This window comes from Candidatus Hydrogenedens sp., assembly GCA_035378955.1.
Classification (GTDB): Bacteria; Hydrogenedentota; Hydrogenedentia; order Hydrogenedentales; family Hydrogenedentaceae; genus Hydrogenedens.
Window position 1 is genome coordinate 1 of the sequence record DAOSUS010000039.1, and the last position, 23795, is coordinate 23795.

Consider the following 23795-nt stretch of genomic DNA (forward strand, 5'->3'; position numbering starts at 1 on the left):
CATGGTCATTAAAATTGTTGGGTCCTGTGGCACAAGGGACATACCGATTAGAGCCCCGTTCCTCAATGCTGGTTCGGACGAGAGGACAGGGAAATGCGAAGGTTGTAGTAACAAATGCCTGGGTAAAGACAGGAACGAATTTACAGATGGAAATAAATTTAGAATGATGGTTTAAAGTCAATTATTCTTTGCCCTTTTGTCGAATAGAAAAGTTTTTTTGAACTTTCGGGGAAATGTTAATCGTTTCCCCTTTTTCTTTTTTGAGGGAGGCTTCTTTTTTGCTGGTTTTATAAGGAGATTCTCTGTCACTTAATTCATACCCCATAGAAACTCTTTTCATCATTAATTCTTCTGCAAAATCATCCTGAACAATATTCCACGGAACAAATTTTTCCAGTTGTATAGTTAGGTAGTTATAACATTCTTCGTTTTTTAATTTTTGGGATTGTGCCTTTTGAAAGAGAAGTAATAGGTATTCAAAGTCTTCCAATCCATCGCGAAGCCGTTCCAATCGGATAGAGTGTAAATACGAATCTTTTGCGGGGTAAAGCAAAGTGGTCATTTGCAAAGTATCCTGAGGTTGAAATAGGAAGGTTTCCATGTTTTGAGGTCGTGAGATAATATTGCCCCATGAAAGGAGAGGAGTGAGAATGATACCTCTGAAACCATAACTCCAGCATATCCATGGAATAATACGGGATTCAATAGGTGCGGTATCATAACGAAGAGACGGATATTGTTCAGGATTAAGCCATAACCAGGGTGTAATTACAGGAGCCATGCGGGGTTCTTTATTCTCCTCATTCGAATTTAATCGGATTTCTTGAATATACACGAATTCTCCTTTTTTAATTCGAGGAAATTCAAAACGGATAGCAGAGAAATCAGGATTGTATTTGAAAGTTCCATACGAAATAGCCGGTTCAAAAAGGGTTCCTGCTACATGTTTCCAGTTTACAGAGGATGAGAGAAAATGTATGCTATCTCTTGATGTCAAGACATCTATGGATTGAGGAATTTGTGTGGGACCCCAAATAATGGTTATTTTTTCGCCTATTATTTTATCTTTTAATTGAACCTCTAACCATTCTTTTTTGCCTTCTTTCTCAGTAGGAAAGGATAGCCATCCTGTGTATAAACAGGCGTCTATGGCTTGCCATGGAGAACATAAAATAGGGGGATACGAGCCGGGAATAAAGCCAGTGGTTGAAGAAGAGACGGATTTAATAGGAAGAGTATTTTCATCTGCGATAGACAAACCTTTTGTCAATCGCTCCATTAATCCTGGGGAAAAAGAAGAAAAAGGTAAAGCCCAGATGTCTGTGTAAAAATTATATTGGGGTAAGGGGAGACCACATAAAATTCTTACTACAAAAAAAGGAATTTGTTCGGACAGAGAATTTAAGTATCGCCGCAATGCGTCATGTTGTCCAGCATCTTTGGGTATAAAAAAAATAGTTCCCATAGTAATATTATTGATATTCCTTATGTCGTTTATCATATTCTCTTCATTTTGGGATGGTGTACGGACAGTTTCCAGAGGACCCGGCGGCAATAACAAAGGTGTTATATCTATAAAATTTTGAGAATTGTATCCCTTGATATGATGAACATAGTTTTTCCACAAACCTTCGGGAATAGGAAGAGTATTCGTGTTAAGGTTTTGTTGATAAGAACCTAATGAAGGATTAAGCCGTTTATCGTATATGAAATTGAAAAAGTTTTTCCAGAAATCATCAGTTGATGAAGATTGGGGGTTTGTTAGCAATAATGTTTGCCAATCTAAAAAACTAATAGCATTCAAAGAAGGTGTTTGCGGAATTTCAAAATCAAAAACTTCAATGGAAACAGGAATTCGCTTCAATTTCTTTTCTTCTACATTAATTTGCAACTCGGTTTTATAGTTCCCCGTTTTTATTTCTCGTGGAATTTTGAAGGTTATCCAGAAAACAGCCTTTTGTCCTTTTAAGATACCCAACGGTTGGAACGGTCTTAATATATCTAAAAATATGCGACTTCGGTCCATACCCCCCTGAGGAAGAGGAACACCTTGAATAGGTAATATCTGATATATCGATGGATTGGGAAATTTTTCAGGCAATTTGTCGAAGGAAATAGATACATTATTCAGGTCATTTTTATCAGCCAAAATATGGACCTGAAAGGATTCTTCTTCCCCTTTTGCAGCAAAGATTTGTGCTTCATAATGGGAATGAGGAGATGGTTGTGCAAGATTGGTAGATACCCAGGATGGCTCAATCCAGATATCTGCACCATGAATAAATGTATTTAATAATAGGAGAATATTTATAAACATTTTTATAATCTTTTAGTTGTTATTCTGACTAATTGCATATTATATAATAACTGTAAATAATCGAGATTTGGTAAACAAAAAAATAAAGGGTTACGAATGGAAATAGAAGAGTTTTTAAAAAAGACGAAGGAAGAACTTGTAAAAGAAATATTTTATTGGAAATCACAGGCGGAAGAGATAAAAAATATTTTAACAGGTAAAGGAAAGAAGTATTATACCCTTTCAGATTTACAACCATTATTCCAAAGTATGACGGCTATTGATACAGCAGTATATGTATCGGATATGGATACTTATGAGATTTTTGCTGCAAATGAGTATGTAAGAAATTTTTTGAAAGATGAAATTATAGGAAAAAAATGTTATGAAGTTTTACAAGTAGGACAAACATCACCTTGTTCTTTCTGCACAAATGACCGTTTACTTAATTCAAAAGGAGAACCTAATCCACCGTATGTTTGGACTTTTCAAAATACAAAAACAGGTTCCTTTTTTCAATGCATAGACTTTGCTATTCCATGGGAAAATGGGAAGATGGTAAGAATTGAGGTTGCCATCAATATAGACCGACTTGTTAATATTCAGAAGGATAGGGATACTCAGATTTCACTTACAAAAACGATTATTGAAAGTATTCCTCAGGCAGTTTTTTGGAAGGATAGGAACGGTGTATTTTTAGGTTGTAATCATCAATTTGCCAAAGATGCAAATTGTTCCTCTCCGGAAGAAGTAATAGGTAAAACAGATTATGACTTACCATGGACAAAGGAAGAATCAGCTAGTTTCCGTGAAATAGACCGTAGGATTATGGAATCTGGGGAACCATTACTAAACTTCGAGGAAAAACATACAAGGGCTTCTGGAGAGGTAAGATGGCTGTATGTGAGTAAGGTTCCTTTACGAGATAGAGATGGGAACATTATTGGCGTATTGGGAACTTATGGTGATATAACGGAAATGAAAAGGGCACAGGAAATAATAAAGTATAACGAACAATTATTAAACAGTATAATGCAAACAACACCTTTCGGAGTTATCTTTGTGAGGAATCAGGTAATAGAATGGTGTAATGACCGTATCTGCCAGGTTCTGGGATATTCAAAGGAAGAGATGATAGGTAAATCAACACGGACTTATTATGAAACAGAGGAAGAGTTTAACCGTGTGGGCAAAGAATTATACAAAGATTTAGTGGGTTATAATACGAGTTGGGTTGAAACTAAGTGGAAAAGTAAAAATGGAGAATGGATTGATATTCGTATTAATGCAGCATTGAGGAACCCTCAATGTCCAGAGGATGGGATTGTTGCGGGAATTATTGATATTCGGGAACAGAAAAAATTTGAACAACAGCGGGAACAAATGCAAGAGCGAATACATCAATTGCAAAAAATTCAAAGTTTAGAAACATTGGCAGGAGGAGTAGCACACGATTTCAATAATCTATTAATGGCTATGATAGGTAGTGCGGAACTTGCTCTTCATGAAGTTCCAGAAATTTCTGTGGCGAGAGGATATTTGAATAGTATTATTATTGCGGGTAAGAAAGGGTCAGAACTTGCTCAACAAATGCTTTCGTATGCAGGCAGAAAAAAATTGTTAACCAACCGTGTGAATTTAAATAAGATGATAGGAGAAATGGTGCAAATTATCCAATCTTCTATTTCTAAAAAAGTAGTTTTGAAACTGGATTTAGCGGAACAAATACCACTGGTGGAAGGGGATATTACCCAACTTTCACAAATTATTATGAATCTTGTCATTAATGCCAACGAAGCGATTGGAAATAAAAGTGGAGTAATAATTATAAGGACATCAGCTTCCCTTTGTGATAGTAAGTATTTAGATACGCTCTTTTTGCCCGGAGAACTGAAAGAAGGATTGTATGTGGTAATTGAAGTTATAGATACCGGATGTGGGATGGATGAAGAAACTAAAAAACATATTTTTGAACCTTTTTATACGACCAAATTTACAGGTCGTGGACTGGGATTATCTTCCGTTTTAGGTATAATCAAAAGTCATCATGGAGGAATAAAACTTTACTCAGAAAAAGGGAAAGGAACGGCTTTTAAAATATTTTTGCCGGCTATTGAATGGATGGAGGAAAAGGACACCGCTTTTACGGAAGAAAAGAAAGAGTTACGGTATGAAGGGAAGTTTATCTTGGCTGAAGATGAAGATACTGTTCGGGCGATTACTCAACGGATGTTGGAATACTTAGGATTTGAAGTATTGGCTGCTGTTGATGGAAGAGAGGCAATTCAGCTATTTAAAGAGCATAAAGATGATATTAAGTGTGTGTTATTGGATTTGACAATGCCCCATGTAGATGGTATTGAGGCATGTATAGAAATGAAAAAGATAAAGAAAGAAATACCTATTATTTTGACCAGTGGTTATCCTCATGAACAAATCGCTACCAAAACAAATATAGAATTATTCTCAAACTATGTTCAAAAACCATTTCGTTTTGATGGTTTGAAAGAAATTATTCAACAGGTCCTATCAAAATAAAGAATTATCATGGGATAATCTTTTTATTTTTAAGTTCCTTACTTATCCATTCTGCAAATAGTTGATAACATTCAGGGCTGGGGTGTCCATCTAAAATTATATGTTTCCCTGAGGATTTGAGACGGAAATAATTTCCCATCATTTCTTTATCTTCACAGGAGATTACCCTTAAATCCTTTTTTTCATTAAGTAAGTTCATAAAATAATTTAGGTTAGGACAGGTGGCTGGAGTAGAACAATGTTCAGGGTAAATAAATATCACAAAATCTAAATCAGGGAAATAAGTAGATAATTGATTTTTTGTTTCGTTCAGTAATATATATAAAAAGTCATAGTTTTCGTTTATGAAAGGGGATGGATAATCAAATTGGGTATAATTTATTAGCTGTTTTACTGCAAATGATTTGTTTAATATATTGGCAAAAGAAAACAAATAAGGGTGAGTTTCTTCAAATTTTCCTTTATTAATGATTCTATTATTAATAAACTCCAGTTCCGGTAAACAGCCCACCCATTTGGGGGCTCTGAATATAAGATTGAGTGTTCCTTTTAGCCTTCTTAGATGGTCAGAAATGAATGTATATATTACGAGGGTAGGTTTTTGAGGGGATATGTCTGCAAAAATTTCTGATTGCGTGGACTGGAGATATATTTCCTGTGGAGAAGCTCCCGGAATCCCATAATTGTATACTTCAATTTCAGGATGCAATTGACCAAAATAATAAGGCAAGGTCTGGTTATTATTAACACCTGTCCCAAAAGTAAAAGAACAGCCAAAGAACAAGCAATTTAGTTCTTTATTATCCATATTGGGTTGAGGAGTAATTCTTCTTCCTTTAGTATCGGTTTCAAAATAAAAAATATGAGGATTGTTCCCAACAGTAATTGTCCCTTCCCCTTTAACTCCCCGTGCAATTTTTCGCCCCTCTTCCGAACAAATAATAACAGGGGGCGATGTAATCATGATTCTTTCGTTATCTTTTTGTTTAAGGCGAAGAATTATTTCAAAAGGAATAAGTAATAAACAGATAAAAAGACATGTAATCAACAGAACGGAGATGTTTATAATAAACTTTTTTATAGCAACTATTTTGTTTTTTAGTATCATTTGATAATCTTACTTTTTCACCGTCAACGAAAGGGAAAAAGGTGTTGTTATACAAATATGTTGACAGATAAAAACTGCTTTTTTCTATATTAGAATATAATTTTATATCATAATAATATAAAGGAATAATGAAATACACATGGAGTAAAAATAAAGGTTGTATAATGTTTAACGGTCATATAAATATTAAGGTCGGAATAAAGGTTCTATTTATAAGTGTGCTTTTTTTATCGGAATCTTATGGTCTGGTTATTCGCTTGACGGATAAATATTGGGATGATAAATTCCCGAATACCGACTTGTCTATTCCCGGGGAACAATGGCAAATAAAACAGGACAGACCTGATAGAATTATTTTTGAACATGAATTACAAGCAGATTTGAGTTTGTATAAACGAATAAAAATAGAAATGGGTTCGAACAAAGCTGCTTCTATTCGATGGGGATGGAGGTGTGGAAATAAAGATGGGCAGGATTTTTTTTCTGAAGAGAATCTTTCCATGATTGCTGATTCTAAATTACATCAATATACCTTTGAGATGAAATATCCTGATAAAATCAACCCCATAGTAGATAAAGCCAGTAAGTTAATTATTGAAGTTGTAAATAAAGAAAAAGATAATAAGGGATTGCAGTTAAAAAATGTTGAATTGGTTCGACATTTGCCTTCGGAATTGGGACAATTTATGCTTAATGGATTGTGTATGAATTGTATTCCGGAGGATGCTTGGACATTTAATACGAAAATACAAAAAGGGGATAGATTACTATTGTATATAGGTATGTATAATCCAAAAGTGGGGGCATTATCTCAGAAGAAGCACGAAAAAGAATGGAATGAACAAAGAAGTAACTTTTCGATTGATGTGATAGATAATGGGGAAAAAGAAAATATATATGAATATCAGATGAATCCGATGGAAAAAGAGGATGACCGTGAGTGGCGATTTATAGAATTAGACCTGTCAAAATTTGCAGAGAAAGAAGTGCAAATTATATTTACGAAAAATACAGCGGTAATGGATGGATATGGATTATGGGGAAATCCCGTTATTATCCGAAATATAGATGATATAGAAAAACAACATCCTCCTGTATTTATTATTTCCTGTGATACTATGCGAGCCGACCATTTGTTGCCTTATGGCTATCGTTTGCCAACAAGTCCAAATCTGGATAAATTTGCTAAAGAGGCAGTATTGTTTGAAAGGGCATATACAACCCGAACCTTTACTCCGGTGGCACACATGAGTTTACTTACGGGTTTGTTCCCGAAAAACCATGGAGTTAATGCGGAACTGCCTGCTTATGACCATGTAAAATTATTAGGTGAATATCTGAAAGAGTTAGGTTATTATTCTATGGGATTAGTAGGGGCTACCACCTGGTTTTTGCCTTCACGAGGATACATGCGTGGAATGGATAAATTTTATTATCCACCAGAATATCTACGCGATGTTTTTCCTACGCAGGAGATATTGAAGAATGAGATTAAAAGATTGAAATATGACAATCTTTTTGTCTTTTTACATAACTACGATGTACATACCCGTATGCTTCCTCCCGCAACGATATATAGTTCTGAAGATGCACGGTTTTTTTCTTTCAGCGATTTGCTCGAAGTTCCTGAATTACTAACAGCGGAATGTATGCCTAATCCGAGAAGTTTCTTTAATCACATACAGGCAACATTGGGGAAATTAGACTTTTATGAAAATTTATATATAAATGCTCTATATGATGATTGCGTTGCAAAAGTGGACTATGCAATAGGCGATTTGTTCCATTTTTTGAAGGAACAAGATTTGTATGACAAATCCATGATTATAATCGTTGCAGACCACGGAGAGGCATTAGGAGAACACGGTCGCTATGAACATGTTGATGTTTATGAACACACAGCACGAGTTCCTATGATGATAAAATTTCCCAATGGTATGTATGCAGGAAAACGAATAGAAAGTCTGGTTAGTTTAGAAGATATTGTTCCGACGATACTGGGTTATTTAAATGTTAATTACGAAAATCTGGATGGTGTATCGCTATCTGATATTATAGAAGGGAAATATACTACCCCGAGGAAGATTTTTATTCAGAATCAATTTCAGAATGAAGAAGCCCTAATATCAGATAGATATAAGGTTATTTGCTCATTTAGAGAGTCTAAAGTGAGTTTCTTTGATTTATTACAGGACCCGTTGGAATGTGTTAATCTGTTTGATAAGGAAGATATACTTTTAAAACAATTTTTAGAAGAAATGAGTTCATATAGATTTTTCAATGGAGAAGGTTGGGTTGTCGAGGTGAAAGGGAAGAAGACAAATATAACCGACGAGGTATTAATATGCCCCGGACCAAATATAATTTCAGTGATACCTGATAATATCATGTTTTGGTATAAAAAGGCGGAGGAGATGGATTGTCTGTATGGAACCATAAGTTATCCTCAAATGGCAGATACTTATTCCCTGTATATATATCCGAAGGATATGAAGCAGGAGCTAAGAATAGGTTTCAGAAGTTCGGAGAAATTTAAAGTTTTGTCTCATGATGGAAGTAGTGAATTGATAAATGAGTATGAGTTTGTATTGCCAGAAAGATATTTGTATTGGGAAAATACACCGAATATTCCCAATGACGGTAATACATATATACTCATTCGCAGGAAACCTTTAATGTCTGAAAACGGGCAAAAAGAAGTAGAACTTCCAGAAGATGCTATATTTAATATAAGGAACACAGGGTATTTATAGTTTTATATGAATAAAAATCCGTATAGAAGAAAGCATATTATACCTTTATTTTATGGGAAGGTTTGCTTTCTTATTAGTTTGATTTATGTATGTGTTATGCAAATATATTGTGTTTCATGGAGTGAAACAATATATCGTTTTTCAAAAGATTATTGGGAAAAAATAGAAAAGTCTCCAGAATTAACCTTAGAGGGAAAAGAATGGGAAAAGAGTTTCGACAAAAATACAGGGATTATGTTATTTTCAATACCGTCTGCGATTAATCTGGGAATGTATCAATTTGTTCATGTGTATGTATCCAGTAATGAGGGCTACGAAGTGAGATGGGGTTGGTCCAGTAAAAAATGGGGCGATAAAATTCATTTCCCTTCGGAAGGAATAAGGTTGATTAATGACAGCAAGACACATATATATTCTTTTACTTTGAAATTTACGGATAAGGAAAATCCCATATTTGATAAAACAAACAAGGTTTGGATAGAAATAAAAGGATTAACCAAAGAGAATGAAATAAAGTTATCACAAGTAGTATTTGTTCCTTATGATAAAAAACATCCACGACAGTTAACCATAGGGGGTGTTTGTATGGATGTTTTGTGGGATGAAAAGATGATATTTAATCGTAAAATTGAGCAAGGGATGGAATTGATTTTTTATACAGGTATATACAATCCCGTTTTAGGTGCTTATAAGAAATCTTCAGAAGGAAAGGATTGGCAGAGTGATGGAATATCCTTTTCAATTGATGTGGTATCGAAGGATAATGCGGAAAAAATATATCAGTCAGAAATGAAACCACAAACGACAGAGGAAGATAGAGAATGGAAAAGGGTTGTTTTAAATCTTGCCAAATATGCAGGACAGGAAATAGAGGTTATTTTTCAGATGACCCCAATAAATAATTTCATCGGAGATTTTGGTGTATGGGGTAACCCGATGCTTGTTAGTAAAATAGTTGAAGATAGTCAGACGAAAACGAACTTTTTTATTATTTCTTGTGATACGCTACGCCCCGACCATTTGCTGCCGTATGGATATTATCTGCCAACAAGTCCCAATCTGGATACCTTTGCGAAGGATGCAGTAGTTTTTGAAAATGCATATACAACCCAGACATTTACTCCTGTGGCACATATGAGTATGCTTACAGGAAGGTATCCGGAGGGACATGGTTTAACTCGGAATACGGATGTTTTCCCTTATATAGAAACTTTGCCTGAGTTAATGAGAAATTATGGATATATGACAGCAGGTTTTGCAGGATTTTTGTGGTGGTTTATCCCGTCTCGTGGTTTTGGACGGGGAATGGATTGGTTTTCCGTTCCGGAAGGGGGAAGAGAAGGAAATCGAAGGACAGTAATAGAGGTTTGTGATGAAGCCAAGGATTGGATAATCAAAAATGAGAATCAACAGATGTTTGTCTTTATGCATAATTATGATGTGCATTCAAAGGCGTATGGAAAATTGATGTATGATGCGGGAGAGGAACAGTTTAAGATATTTTCCCGAGGGTTGGTGAGACCTGAAATTGGTTATGTAGGTTGTGAAGATATTCCTTCATTAGGATTATTGCTTCAGTATCTTACAACCGGGGATGTATTCCCAACAGAGGAAGAGATTACTTATATCCGTGCCCTTTATGATGATTGTGTTTATAAAGTAGATTATGCTTTAGGAGACTTTTTTGCTTTCTTAAAGGATAGAAGATTGTATAATTCCGCTTTTATAGCAGTTGTTTCTGACCATGGCGAATCTTTAGGAGAGCATGGGTTATATGGACACGATAATGTATATGAAGAGAGTATGCGGAATGTAACTATTATCAAATTCCCCAATAATAAGTATGCAGGGCTTCGTGTGAAAGATAGAGTGATATTGGAGGATTTAATGCCCACTGTCTTAGAGATATTAAATCAAAAGGGGAATGTATTATTAGATGGAATGTCTGTGTTAGATATTATTTCGAAAAAAGAAACGAAGGAAAGACATACCTTTTCATCCAGTTTAAGAGGAGATATGCGGGCATTGATTAAAGGGCAGTATAAACTTTTGGAAGATATTCCTAAGGGTATTAAACCTTTGTTTGATTTACAAAAAAATATGGCTGAATATTATGATGTGAGTTTAAAACAACCCGAAATATATAAAAATATGTCTGAGTTATTAATGCAAAAATTCGGATTAAAGAAAGAAGGCTGGTGGTTATGCTTTTTAAATCCAGTTTCGTTCTGGACAGGTTCGGTAAACATACATTGTTCCGTGCCTATATTGTTTTCTAAGATTCAAGGGGGAGTGTTACGGACAAAAAATGAAAGAACAACACCTATGGAACTAAAAGCGGATGTGTTTCTCCCAAAAAGTTCTATGCCTGTAATAATTCAGATTATGCCGGTAGAAGATAAGAGTGAATTGAAAATTCATATCCAAAATTGTTTACTAATGAAGTATCCATCGGATTATCCTGTTTTAAAATCAAAAGATGAAAAATTCTTTTATTTTTCAAGTGAAGATATGAAGGCTCAAGATATAAATAATTCTGATGGTGCAAAAGAATTTTTCTTTTGGGTTGAGTACTATTCAAAAGGAACGGGAGATGGGAGAAAGGTAGTAGATATGACTGATGAAACACAGGAAACTTTGAGAAGTCTGGGCTATCTCAACTGATTTACAGATGAAAGATATCCTTATTCACTATAGAGGCTAACTTTACTCGTTGACTATCTGGAATTGTTAAAATAATATTCCTTTTTATTTTTTGGCTCTCTTCTAAATGAGCAATGTTATGCCATTCTCCGGGGTCTGATTGATAATCATATAATTCTTCACTTCCATCATAATAAACAATATAGGAATACCGTTTTGTTCGGAAAGCGAAATTGTTATTTTCTATCTGAGAAATTACTGCGTATTGATTTTCAATTTGTTTTTCTATTAATGGTAGTAAACTTTTACCTTCTAATTTTTCAGGTTTATCCATGGAGAGGATGTCTGTTATTGTAGGAAAAATATCAATAAGTCCGGCGGGTTCTTTAATAGTTAATCCTCCTTTATATCCATCAGGAAGATGGGCGATAAGAGGAACTTTTACGGCTTCCTGCCATAAGGTAAATTTCTGCCATCTCTTCTTTTCCCCTAAATGCCAACCGTTATCACCGCATAGAAAAATACAGGTATTATTTAACATCCCATGTTCTTCAAGGTTCTTTAATATATTCCCAATAAGTTCATCTAAGAACGCAATTCGGACTAAATAAGCATGGATAACTTCTTCCCATATATTTCTTTCTAACACAAGTTGGTGAATGTCTGTATTATCATATTTGTTTACTAACTTTATCCCTGCCTCTGGAATGTCATTCAAATCATCATCGGGGGTAATAGGTTTTTTTACGATATTTTTAGGAATTTTTTTGAAAAACTCTTGAGGAGCAAAAAGAGGGGTGTGAGGAGTATGTAAACCCACAGCAAGGAACCAGGGATTGTTTTTTTGTGATTTAATAAAATCACAGGCTTGTTGTGTGATTTTATAATCATGAGTTTCTTCGATAGAAATATCAACAGGACCATAACAAAAATTCTGTTGGGATAAAGGGTCATCTTTTTTATTAATGAAATTGTAGAGGTTGTCATATAATTCAAAATTAAAATCCCATACACTTTCAATATTGTATTTTGGATGAAATACTTTTCCAATTCCTGCTGTAAAGTAATGCCTTTCTTTTAAATATTGAGGAAGTATAGGAAATTCTGCTGGATTAATTTGTTCAGACATATATACACTCGTAGAGAAAGGATGTAGTCCTGTAAGCATGCTTGTCCTTGATGGATGGCAGAGAGGATACTGACAATAGGCATTTTCAAAAGTGATAGATTGCTTTTGTAATGAATGGATGTTAGGAGTTAATAATTCGGTAGGACAATTTAAGTAAGAAGTGTAATTATTCAAGTCATCTGAAATAATGAGAAGTATATTTGTTGCATTTCTTTTGTTTGTAGATTTGTATATATATGGGAACAATGGTAAGGTGCTACTTAATAAAAAGTTTCTTCTTGACAATCTTTTCATTATGGATGAATTCCTAATTATGTTATGGATATCTATTATACAATTTCTAAAGTAATTATTGAGTGTTGTATTTTACAGGATATGATAAAAAGATATGGGATAGTGAAATTATTTTCAGTTAATTTTCGGGAATAAAATTTTTTAAAAAATTTTAAAATTTGACTTGACAATCCAAACTGGTTTGTGGTATAAACTATATAGTGAAAATTGAATAAAAAAACTAAACAAGGTCATGTTCTCGTGAACATGACGAAAAGTTTAGGTAAACCCCCACGAGAGGAGGTGAAAAGATGAGAAAGCTTAGTTTCGCCGCATTGTTAGTGTTAGTAGGAACCGGAGTGGCATTTGCCAGTTCATTGGCAGTACCATGGTTCGCAGACACGCTTCCAGCAGATGTAGGTGTACCCGCCGTGAGTCCTTCTGTAGGAAAATCAGGTGCTATGAACCTGATTTATCTAAAGAGTAATGTAGACACTACTTTGACATGCTACATTACCTATTACAATGCAGATGGTGTTTGCTTAGGTCCTTTTGCACCTAATAACAGTTTCACCATTGCACCGAAGTCTGCATTGGCATTCCGTCCATGTGCTTATGACCCGGATTCCACAGTTCCAGGTGGTTATACCAGAGGTCAAGAAGGTGGACAGGGTGTATTGGTACCTGACAGACCTATCAGTCCTGACAACAACACACCGATTCCAGGTGTCGGTATCATTGACACCAAGAAGAACGGTTCTTGCGTCATTGAATGGATTGGTGGACCCAATGATGTTCAGGGTGCCAATGTGAACTTCATTACAGTATTTAATACTGATGGTTCCAGAACAACATTATCCTACGGTCACTTATTACCGCCAGGAATATAATATTTGAAATTTAATTAGTTCTAATTTGGGGCGAGAATGTCCGGAGGACATGCTCGCCCTGACTGTTTTTAAAGGGGGAAATGCTTTGGGTTAGAATGTATTTATAAAGGATACATCTTATAAATGAATAAAGAATTAAATGTTATAGATAAGTGGTATTTTGAAAATAAGGGGAGGGAACAGGGTTTTGTGTATATAGCGGGAGTAGATGAAGCAGGAAGAGGACCTCTGGCTGGTCCTATTGTTTCATCCGCGGTGGTTCTATATTCTGAAGTGCAGGGTATTGATGATTCAAAAAAATTGACCGAAAGAAAAAGGGAAGAGTTATTTGATATACTAATGTCTGGAAAACATGATATTGGTATCTCTGTAATTAGTAATAAAGTAATTGATGAAATAGGAATTCAATTAGCGAATATTCGGGCAATAACAGAATCCGTGTCTCGTTTAAAAAACAAACCCGATTTGCTGTTGATTGATGGTTATGAGATAAAAGGGTTTCCTTGTCCAGCATGGAAAATAATCAAAGGAGACCAACTCTCTGCATCAATTGGTGCGGCAAGCATTGTAGCAAAAGTAACACGCGATAGGATTATGAAAGAATTTGATAAAGAATATCCGGAATATGGATTTGCGAAACATAAAGGTTATGGGACGAAAGAGCATCTACGAGCTATTGAAAAGTTCGGACCATCTCCTATTCATCGGTTGAGTTTTAAACCCTTAAACCAGATAACCGGGTCCTTATTTCCGGAATGAAAAATAGATATATGGGATTAAAGTAATGAAGAAATTTATAAAGAAAGAAGTATTTTTTTTACTACCATTTTTATTTCTTATTACCAATTGTCAGGTATCCCCTTCCCATTTAAGCATGGATGTGAAAACCGCATTTAACAAACCTACAATACAACTCAAGGGGAAATCTCTCTCTCATTATCTTTCGGCTATGATTTATCACCGACAAGGGAATGCAGAAAAAGCGATACAAGAATTAGAAGAAACATTAAAGTATGACCCGGATGCAACAACACCCTGGGTGCGTCTTATTCGCCTTTATCTTATGGCAGAGAAATATGAACAAGCACTAATTAGTGTGGATAAAGTAATTCAAAAAAATAAAAATTTACCTTCCCTTTATCTAATCCGTGGAGAATTGTGTCATCGTTTAGGAAGAATTGATGAAGCGGTAGATGCTTTTCAAAAAGCCATTGAATTAAACCCTGAAGATGTTCTTGGTTATAGTGCCTTACTTGAATTGCAAGAGGATACCAATGATTTAGTGGCAGCAATTGATATTTATAAAAGAATGATAGAAAAAAGACCCAATAGTGTTTTATTACATTACCAGTTAGGATTGACCTATGCCCGTATAAAGAATAATACATTAGCCATCACAGAATTAGAAAAAGCCCTGGAATTAGACCCACGAATGATACGGGCTCAATATATTCTTGCATTGCTTTATATTGATGAAAATCAATTACCCAATGCGGCTCAGTTCCTGGAACAATATCTACAAAAAAAGCCGGAAGATATAAAAGCATGGGAGGTCTTATTGGGAGTGTATGCTCGTATAGGAGAAATGACAAAGGCAGGTGAAATTGTCCAAAGAATGATGCTTTCGAAAGAGACAAGTCCTCTACAAAAATTGTTGCTTTCTTTTTTCCTATTACGAGATGGTAATTATTCCCGTGCGATGTCTTTGCTTCCTGTGAATGAATATCCACTGATAAGTAAACTGTTGCTTACCTTAAATTTGAAACTTTCAGGAAGTAATGATTATCAAGGAATTTTACAAACCATAGACGATTTTGCAGAAACTGTAGATAATGAGTGCAATGATTTTATAAATGCAATTTGGAGTAATTTTGGAACAGGGATTGTGTCAGGCTGGTTTGAGAGCCAAATAGAGACATTGGTGAAAGAAAAAAATTCTTTAGCACTATGTTTAATCTGGTCTCGAATTTTGATGGTTGCGGAGCGGGAGGAAAAGGCAATTGAAGTATTAAAGCCTTTGTTGCAGGAACATGATAAAAACTTATGGGTTCATTACTATCTTTCCATTTGTTATGACAAATTGAAACAATTTGAAAATACAGAAAAACATTTAAAGATATGTATTGAGTTGGACCCTGAAAATGCAGAACTTTTGAACTTTTTAGGTTATTTATATGCAGACAAAAATGTAAATCTAACAGAAGCAGAAAATTTAATTCGTCGTGCTTTGAAGATTGATACAGAAAATCCTTTTTATCTGGATAGTTTGGGTTGGGTTTATTATCGGCAAGGCAATGCAGAAAAAGCGATTGAGTATATACGAAAAGCCATTTATAAGATGGATACAGATGATGCCGTGCTCCGAGAACACTTAGGAGATGCGTATTTGTTGCAGGGAGATTTGAAACGGGCAATTGCAGAATGGGAACGGGCAATTGTTCTTGACCCTAAAAATGAAGAAATTAAGCAGAAAATAGAGAAATATCGCAAACAGATAGAAAATACTTCCAAGCCAGTATCTACTCGATAGTTTTTAGAGGTCCAAGAGGAGAGATTTTTGATGGAAAATCAGGAAGAACGATTATTGAAGTTAAAAGAGCGTCTGTCCGAAATAATAAACCTCCGTGCTGTTTTTGCTTTATTACAATGGGATGAAGAAGTCAATATGCCACCGGGAGGAGCAGAAAGTAGAGGACAACAACTCAAATTAATAGCAGAAATGATACACAAATTAGAAACAGCCCCTTTATTAGGCGATGATTTGGTTTATTTTATAGATAAACAGGAGGATTTAACCCCGGATGACAGAGCAATGATACAGGAAGCAATGTATGATTATCAGCGTTCTGTAAAAATTTCTGAACAATGGGTAGGCAAATTTGCACAGGCAAAAAGCAAAGCATATCATGCTTGGGTAGAAGCGAGAAGCAAGTCCGATTTTTCTCTATTTCGAACATCTTTAGAGACAATTATAAATCTATGTAGGGAAAGAGCAGAGTTATTAGGCTATATAGATTCTCCTTACGATGCTTTATTAGAAGATTTTGAACGAGGTATAGATACAAAATTATTGGATAAACTTTTTCATGAATTAGAAATAGAACAGTCTAAAATATATCAGACAATTCTTCAACAAGGTATAGAGAAATCTGTTTTTGAAGGAAAAAGTTGGAATACAGAAAAACAATGGGAAATAACACTTCGTTTGTTGAATGCTATTGGTTTTGATTTTAATTCAGGTAGACAAGACCGTTCTGTTCATCCATTTACAACCAATTTTGATATATATGATGTTCGGATTACAACACGCTTAAATTCTGATTATTTATTTTCGGGGATTTTTAGTTCTCTTCATGAAGGAGGACATGCTCTTTATGAGCAAGGTTTCCGTAAAGAGGACCGTGGCACATGGCTGGCACAAGCCCCTTCATTAGGTATTCATGAATCTCAATCGAGATTCTGGGAAAATATTGTTGGTCGGAGTTATCCCTTTTGTAAGTTTCTTCTTCCTATTTTAAAAGAGTACTTTCCTTCGGAGTTGGAAGGTATAACACCGGAAATTATATATAAAGAAGTCAACCGTGTTTTCCCCAATTATATTCGTGTCGAGGCAGATGAATGTTCTTATAATTTACACATTATCCTTCGGTACAGGATTGAAAAGGATTTAATAGAAGGAAAATTATCAGTATCAGAAATTCCTGAATGTTGGAATGACCTTTTCAAATCTTTGTTTGGTTATCTACCGCCGAATGATACCTATGGATGTTTGCAGGATATTCACTGGGCACATGGTAGTATTGGCTATTTTCCAAGTTATACGCTCGGGAATTTGTTCTCAGCGCAGATAACAGAAAAAATGAAAAGCACATTAGATGTTTCGGAGTTCATTACTCAAGGAAATTTTATTCCTATTCGTGATTGGTTAAAAGAGCATATATATAATGTCGGGAGAAGACAATGTGCAAGAGATATTGTTAAAAATATTTGTGGCTCCGACATTTCTCATCAGCCATATATTACCTATTTAAAACATAAATATGGAGAAATATATAAAATCAATTGGTGATGAATATTTTTTTCAATGATTGAGGGGGCCACCAAGCAAAAGTAAGTTTGCCAAGGATATTGCTTTCAGGTATCCAACCTATGGTTCTACTGTCTATAGCAATTTCTATTTCCTTTTTGGGAAAATTCCAGATAACAAATACATTACCAACAGGCACAAGACTATGTTCTTTATCCTTTAGTAATCCGTAAGGTGCATCTCGATTTGAGAAAGAAGATTCTATTTTTCCCGGAGGAAATGGAATATCGGTTAACTCTTTTCCATTAATAAGGACAGTATCATTTTGAATTGAAACCTTATCACCTTCAATACCAACAACCATTCCACAAAGGATGAGTTCTGATGGGATATTCTCACCTCCTTTGGGTGTTATATATGCGATAATATCCCCTCGCTGAGGTTTTTTCCATTTATAGAGCCATATCTTCGTAAAAGGTAATCTCAAACCGTAAGATAATTGATTTACTATATAATGATATAACCTATCGGAATTCCATCCGTACCATACAACAGACCTTGCAAAAAATAAACGGATAATTACAAAAATCAAAGTAAATAAGCAAAGTGTTTTCCACCACCATGTTTTACTGAAACCTGTAAAGTCTCTCCATCGAGTTGGTGGCCACCAGATACAACTTACTCTACCTACAATATGTTCATTGGGTACCCAACCAAAGAAACGACCATCACGACTGTATGCACTATTGTCCCCTAATACAAAATAACAATTTTCGGGTATCAATGAATACTTATCTTCAGTTCGTATTCCATATTCCATTCCCCCAATTCCTACGGGTCCGGAGGTATAATAAATATCTGGCATATCCGGGGGTAATTCTAAAGGTTTCCCATTAATATATATTTTCCCGTCTTTAATATGAACACGCTCCCCTGGTAAGCCTACAACCCTTTTTACTAATGTTTTATGTTTTGCATCGTTCTCTACCGTTTTGAATACAACAATTTCCCACCGTTGAGGCTTTTTCCCATACCATATTCTTTTATTTAGGAACGGAAAGCGAACGCCATAAACCCATTTATTCACAAATACACGGTCTCCTTTCCCAAAACTAAAATCACCGTGTAATGTAGGTTCCATAGAACTGGATGGAATTCTATATGGCTCTGCAATAGGCCAGCGAATTAGTAAGGCTAATCCGAGGGCAATGCATTCACTTTTAAGCCATTCATATATTTGCTGTTTTGGCATATTACTGAAGAAGAATAAATGCAAACCTACAACAAATACGCCTAAGCCAATCCACCATAAAGGTTCTGATGGCTCCGGTTGGGTTTGATTACTGCGATAAATAACATAGATACCTATAAGGATAGAAATGATACCTGAGAAACGAATAATTTGACCTATCACACTTATGTTTCCTTTATCCTGTTTGTTTTGATGTTTTTCCATGGTAATTATTCCTTTATATTCTTATCGAATTACTAATTTAAGTAATTGAACGCTTTTTATTTGTGAGTATGTATACAATCAGAAGAAGAATTAGAAGAGTAGGGATTACATAAAGAAGTATTTTTCCCCATAGCGTTGAAGAAAATCCTGTAAAATCTCTCCAGCGATTGGGTGGCCACCAGATAGCAAATGCCCTACCTATAATATGATTTTCGGGAACCCAACCATAAATTCGGCTATCTACGCTATTAACACTATTATCTCCGAGAAGGAAGTAATGTCCCTCTGGAATTACTGAAAAGGTTTCCTCATCCCGACAACCGTATCGGTAAGGGTATTTCTTTCTCATTTCTTCAATAATTTTTTTTGCCCTTGGGTCAGGATTGGTTTTGGATAGATAGATTAAATCTTCATCATTTAAGTAATAGATATTTGGAGGCATGGAAGGAGAGAAAGGAATTACTTCTCCATTTATTAGAATTCTCCCATTTCGAATGCGTATTTTTTCTCCCGGTAATCCAACGACCCGTTTGATTAAAGTAGAATGTCCTGAATTTTTATCAACACATTTAAAAACGACAATATCCCAGCGTTGAGGTTTATCCCATGTGTAGAGACGGATGGTTGTAAAGGGGATTCTTAATCCATAAATAGTTTTATTCACAAGGACACGGTCTCCCGTAAATAAATTTCCGCCGTGTAATGTAGGTTCCATAGAACCACTGGGAATAATATATTGGTCAAAAACACAGCCTTTTATAAAGAGGATACTTCCGATAATAACAATCCATTCGATGAGATTTCGTTTTGTCCAAGGTCCCGTTATGGCTTGTAGAATGCTTTTGAATAAGCTATTTTTCTCGATAGGATAAGCAACATTTTCTTCTACAGGTAAAGGAGGACGTTCGTTAAGATTTTGATTGGGGTCTACCACTTCACTATATTCCTATTCGGCTTCTTCATTTACTTTTAATAGAGCCATGAAAGCTTCCTGAGGAACTTCAACAACTCCTATTTGTTTCATCCGTTTTTTGCCTTCTTTTTGTTTTTCAAGAAGTTTCCTTTTTCGAGTTATATCTCCGCCATAACATTTTGCTAATACATCTTTACGAATGGGTTTAATTGTTTCTCTCACGATAATCCTTCTCGCAATAGCCGCTTGAATAACAACTTCAAATTGCTGGCGAGGAATAAGTTTTCTTAACTTACTGGCTAAGGCTCTCCCCATATATATAGCATGGTCTTTATGGACAATTACAGATAGAGCATCTATTATATCGTTATTAATGAGTATATCTAACTTGACCAAATCACCGGGGCGATAACCAATAATCGTATAATCTAACGAACCATAACCGCGTGTGCAGGTTTTGAGTTTATCATAGAAATCCACCACAATTTCAGCGAGGGGTAATTGATATACTGCAAGGCATCGTTTAGCATCCAGATAGTCTACTTTAACATGAATACCCCTCTTCTTTTTACATAAATCTATTACGGCACTCAGGTATTCCACAGGACAAATAATATCGGCTTGAATATAAGGTTCTTCAATTACCTCAATTTCACTGGGTTGGGGCATTTGAGATGCTTTTTGGACAATGATTTCCTCTCCATCTGTTTTTAACACTTTGTATGCAACATTCGGCATGGTCATTACAAGGTTTAGCCCAAACTCGCGTTCTAATCGTTCCTGGATAATTTCCATGTGTAAAAGACCAAGAAATCCTAAACGAAAGCCTAATCCTAAAGCATCGGAACTATCGGGTTTGTATTCAAAAGAAGCATCATTAAGAGCCAATTTATCGAGGGCATCTCTTAATTCATCATAATCCTGGGAAACAGCAGGATACATTCCACAAAAAACCACAGGTTTGACATGTTCATAGCCCGGTAGAGGTTGTTCTGCGGGATGGATAGCGTCTGTAACTGTATCCCCAATTTTTGTATCTTTAATGTTCTTAATATTACAAATCATGTATCCCACTTCACCTGTATGTAAAATATTTTGGGGACGCATGTTGGGTGTAAAAATTCCTACTTCATCTACCTCGTATTTTACGCCATTGGACATGAAAAGGATTTTTTGGCCTTTTTGTAGAGAGCCATCAACAACCCTTAAATAAACCACAACCCCGCGATAGGTATCGTATTTGGCATCAAAAATTAATGCTCGTAAAGGAGCGTCAGTATTTCCTTTTGGATGGGGAATTTTTTGAATAATACTTTCCAAAATTTCTTTTGTACCAATACCTGTTTTTGCACTGGCTAAAATAGCATCAGAAGCATCTAATCCCAATACTTCTTCAATCTGACGGCGTGTATCTTCACTATCGGCACTGGGTAAATCAATTTTGTTGATAACAGGTATTATTTCTAAGCCTTGTGCTACTGCTTTATAAGCATGAGCAAGGGTTTGAGCCTGAACTCCCTGTGTTGCATCTACGAGTAATAAAGCCCCTTCACAAGCAGCAAGAGCACGAGAAACCTCGTAGGAAAAATCTGCATGACCGGGCGTATCAATTAAATGTAGGGTATATTGTTCCCCATTATCTCGCAAATATTGCATTTGGACACAGACCGCTTTGATTGTTATCCCTCGTTCCCGTTCGATATCCAGTGTGTCCAGAGTTTGTTCCCGAAGTTCTCGTTCGCTTACTGTTTTTGTAAACTCAAGAAGACGGTCTGCTAATGTAGATTTCCCATGGTCTACATGAGCGATAATACAAAAATTTCTTATATATTCCTGGTTCATGCTTCTTTTTTTGATTCTTTCAGATTCCCCGTCTGGGTTACTCTTTAATAATATTTATAAGAAAGAGAAGAGATGTATATATTTTAACTTATATATGGGTATCTCTGCATACTTTAATTTTCTCCGATTTTCCTCCACCCTTCACTACCGATTAAAGGGACAAAAATACAGGAAGTATGTTTTTCAATCGAGTAATCATTTCCTCGTTTAATAATTTTTAATAAAACTTGTAAATTACTACCTCCTACAGGAATGATAAGTCTCCCGCCTTCATTTAATTGTTCTTTTAATGAACCAGGCACTTCGGGACTTCCTGCTGTAACAATAATAGCATCGTAATATTTTTCTGGAGGATAGCCTATGGAACCATCCCCACATATAATTTTTATATTGTTATATCCTAAATTTCCCAATCGTTTTTTGGCTCCTTCTGCGAGTTCTTGAATTCGTTCTATACTTATCACATATTGAGCAAGTTCAGCCAGAATAGCCGTTTGATAGCCAGAACCTGTACCTACCTCTAATACTTTATCGGATGGTTTTAATTCCAACAGTTCGGTCATAATAGCTACCATATAAGGTTGAGATATTGTCTGACCGCAACCAATGCTTAAAGGATGGTCTTCGTAGGCATAGTCTTGAAGTTCTTCAGGGACAAATAGATGACGAGGGACTTTTTCCATAACACGGAGAACATCGGGATTTTGAATACCCCGAGATTTTAACTGATATTCGACCATTGATTTTCGAGCAGAAGTGAAATCCATAATTGTATAAAAATTCAGGTGTTTTATATGATATTAATGGTATTATAATAACAAGAAGGCTATCCGAAAAGTCATCTGAGAAGGAGACAACCATTGGAGATAAAAGATGCAGAATCAAATAATGAGAATGAGACATATATAATTGCGGATAGATATGAGGTGTTGAAACCATTGGGAAGAGGGGGAATGGGTAAGGTATTTCTGGTTCAGGATAGGCATACAAATCAGAAATTAGCCCTTAAATTAATGCGAGCCCAGTATCAGCATAATCAGAGAGCTATTGCCCGATTTCTTCGTGAAGTGGAAGCCGTTCGTCAATTAAATCATCCTTGTATTGTGAAGATATTTGATGCGCAAATTGAAGGGGAACAGTTGTTCTATACAATGGAATATGTAGATGGGAGGAGTGTTCGTGACTGGATTATGAAGAAAGGACCCTTATCGTTTGGGAATACAGTTCGCATTCTGGCATTGATTGCAGATGCTTTGGAACATGCTCATAAAATTACAATACATAGAGATATTTCGCCGGATAATATTATGGTGTGTAGGGATGGTTCCGTTCGATTAATGGATTTTGGACTGGCAAAACTGACGGATGACCAGACCCCTTTGACGATAGTTGGTGCCAATTTAGGAAAAATTCAGTATTCCGCACCTGAACAAAGAAAGAACGCCGCGGGAGTGGATAAAAGAGCAGATATTTATCCGTTAGGAATTATGTTCTTTGAAATGCTGGTTGGAAGAAGACCTCAGCCTGGTGATAGACTTTCTAAATTAAAACCAGATTTACCTAAAGAATGTGATGAATTTTTAGATAAAGCCACAGCAAGTAATCCTGATGAAAGATTTCAATCTGCAAAAGAGTTCCGAGATGCATTATTGAATTTGTATAAGTTATGGAAAGAAAAACAAGAATTGGGGGGTGAAACAACAACATCAAAATACAATCCTCTTTATTTCTTAAAGTCAATAATAAATAGTTGTAGAGAGTTATTAGATAGAATTAGGAAACGGTTCAGCAAGAAATAGTTTTTTGAAGAAAATTATTTAAAAGGGTTATAATAGTTAATAAGAAAAAATATCTTGTAGGGTAGGGGAAATCGTATAAAAACTAAATAATAACAGAAGGAATTTCCACCCATGGACTAAGTTTGTTC

The 23795-nt window shown here is 35.5% G+C and carries 15 protein-coding genes; 8 read left to right on the forward strand and 7 right to left on the reverse strand.

The features are described 5' to 3' along the window. Window positions 1-181: 181 nt before the first annotated feature. Window positions 182-2317 (reverse strand): DUF6067 family protein, encoded by a 2136-nt coding sequence (locus PLA12_09015; protein HOQ32638.1) that lies wholly within the window; start codon window positions 2315-2317, stop codon window positions 182-184. A 96-nt stretch (window positions 2318-2413) separates the two neighbouring features. On the opposite strand from PLA12_09015, the gene PLA12_09020 reads away from it, so the two are divergent. Then, on the forward strand, window positions 2414-4834 hold the full coding sequence (locus tag PLA12_09020; protein HOQ32639.1) for a PAS domain S-box protein: 2421 nt from the start codon (window positions 2414-2416) through the stop codon (window positions 4832-4834). Window positions 4835-4841: 7 nt separating this feature from the next. Here the strand turns inward: PLA12_09020 and PLA12_09025 are convergent, their stop codons facing one another. Next, a complete protein-coding gene (locus PLA12_09025; GenBank protein HOQ32640.1) occupies window positions 4842-5942 on the reverse strand; it encodes a hypothetical protein in 1101 nt (366 codons plus the stop codon). Between the two features lie 128 nt (window positions 5943-6070). On the opposite strand from PLA12_09025, the gene PLA12_09030 reads away from it, so the two are divergent. Both PLA12_09030 and PLA12_09035 read left to right on the forward strand, forming a co-directional pair. Then, complete coding sequence (locus tag PLA12_09030; protein HOQ32641.1) at window positions 6071-8695, forward strand: sulfatase; 2625 nt, start codon at window positions 6071-6073, stop codon at window positions 8693-8695. 96 nt (window positions 8696-8791) lie between these two features. Then, window positions 8792-11359 (forward strand): sulfatase, encoded by a 2568-nt coding sequence (locus PLA12_09035; protein HOQ32642.1) that lies wholly within the window; start codon window positions 8792-8794, stop codon window positions 11357-11359. Between the two features lies 1 nt (window position 11360). On the opposite strand, the gene PLA12_09040 is transcribed toward PLA12_09035, so the two are convergent. Further along, the gene (locus PLA12_09040; GenBank protein HOQ32643.1) at window positions 11361-12761 is read right to left on the reverse strand and encodes a sulfatase; all 1401 of its coding nucleotides are present in this window, start codon (window positions 12759-12761) and stop codon (window positions 11361-11363) included. A gap of 290 nt (window positions 12762-13051) precedes the next feature. On the opposite strand from PLA12_09040, the gene PLA12_09045 reads away from it, so the two are divergent. The 4 genes from PLA12_09045 (at window position 13052) to PLA12_09060 (ending at window position 17699) form a co-directional block, all read left to right on the forward strand. Beyond that, entirely contained in the window at window positions 13052-13630 is a 579-nt protein-coding gene (locus tag PLA12_09045; protein ID HOQ32644.1) for a hypothetical protein, read from the forward strand. A 123-nt stretch (window positions 13631-13753) separates the two neighbouring features. Continuing rightward, window positions 13754-14389 carry a ribonuclease HII gene (locus tag PLA12_09050; GenBank protein HOQ32645.1) on the forward strand — a complete coding sequence of 212 codons (636 nt, stop codon included), beginning with the start codon at window positions 13754-13756 and terminating at the stop codon, window positions 14387-14389. A gap of 25 nt (window positions 14390-14414) precedes the next feature. Then, complete coding sequence (locus PLA12_09055) at window positions 14415-16160, forward strand: tetratricopeptide repeat protein (protein HOQ32646.1); 1746 nt, start codon at window positions 14415-14417, stop codon at window positions 16158-16160. Window positions 16161-16190: 30 nt separating this feature from the next. Then, window positions 16191-17699, forward strand: a complete 1509-nt coding sequence (locus PLA12_09060) for a carboxypeptidase M32 (GenBank protein ID HOQ32647.1) — start codon at window positions 16191-16193, stop codon at window positions 17697-17699. On the opposite strand, the gene lepB (PLA12_09065) is transcribed toward PLA12_09060, so the two are convergent. From lepB (PLA12_09065) to PLA12_09080, 4 genes are all read right to left on the reverse strand, one after another. After that, window positions 17689-19113: a signal peptidase I gene (lepB, locus tag PLA12_09065; protein HOQ32648.1), complete on the reverse strand. Its 1425-nt coding sequence runs from the start codon at window positions 19111-19113 to the stop codon at window positions 17689-17691. The two genes, PLA12_09060 and lepB (PLA12_09065), sit on opposite strands and share 11 nt — an antisense overlap. Window positions 19114-19150: 37 nt before the next feature. Beyond that, window positions 19151-20047, reverse strand: coding sequence for a signal peptidase I (gene lepB, locus PLA12_09070; protein ID HOQ32649.1), 897 nt, complete (start codon window positions 20045-20047; stop codon window positions 19151-19153). 12 nt (window positions 20048-20059) lie between these two features. Continuing rightward, entirely contained in the window at window positions 20060-21868 is a 1809-nt protein-coding gene (gene lepA / locus PLA12_09075; protein HOQ32650.1) for a translation elongation factor 4, read from the reverse strand. A gap of 113 nt (window positions 21869-21981) precedes the next feature. Then, entirely contained in the window at window positions 21982-22635 is a 654-nt protein-coding gene (locus tag PLA12_09080) for a protein-L-isoaspartate(D-aspartate) O-methyltransferase (GenBank protein ID HOQ32651.1), read from the reverse strand. Between the two features lie 93 nt (window positions 22636-22728). Here PLA12_09080 and PLA12_09085 point away from each other — a divergent pair, with 93 nt between their 5' ends. Next, entirely contained in the window at window positions 22729-23667 is a 939-nt protein-coding gene (locus PLA12_09085; protein HOQ32652.1) for a serine/threonine-protein kinase, read from the forward strand. The last annotated feature ends 128 nt before the right edge of the window (window positions 23668-23795 follow it).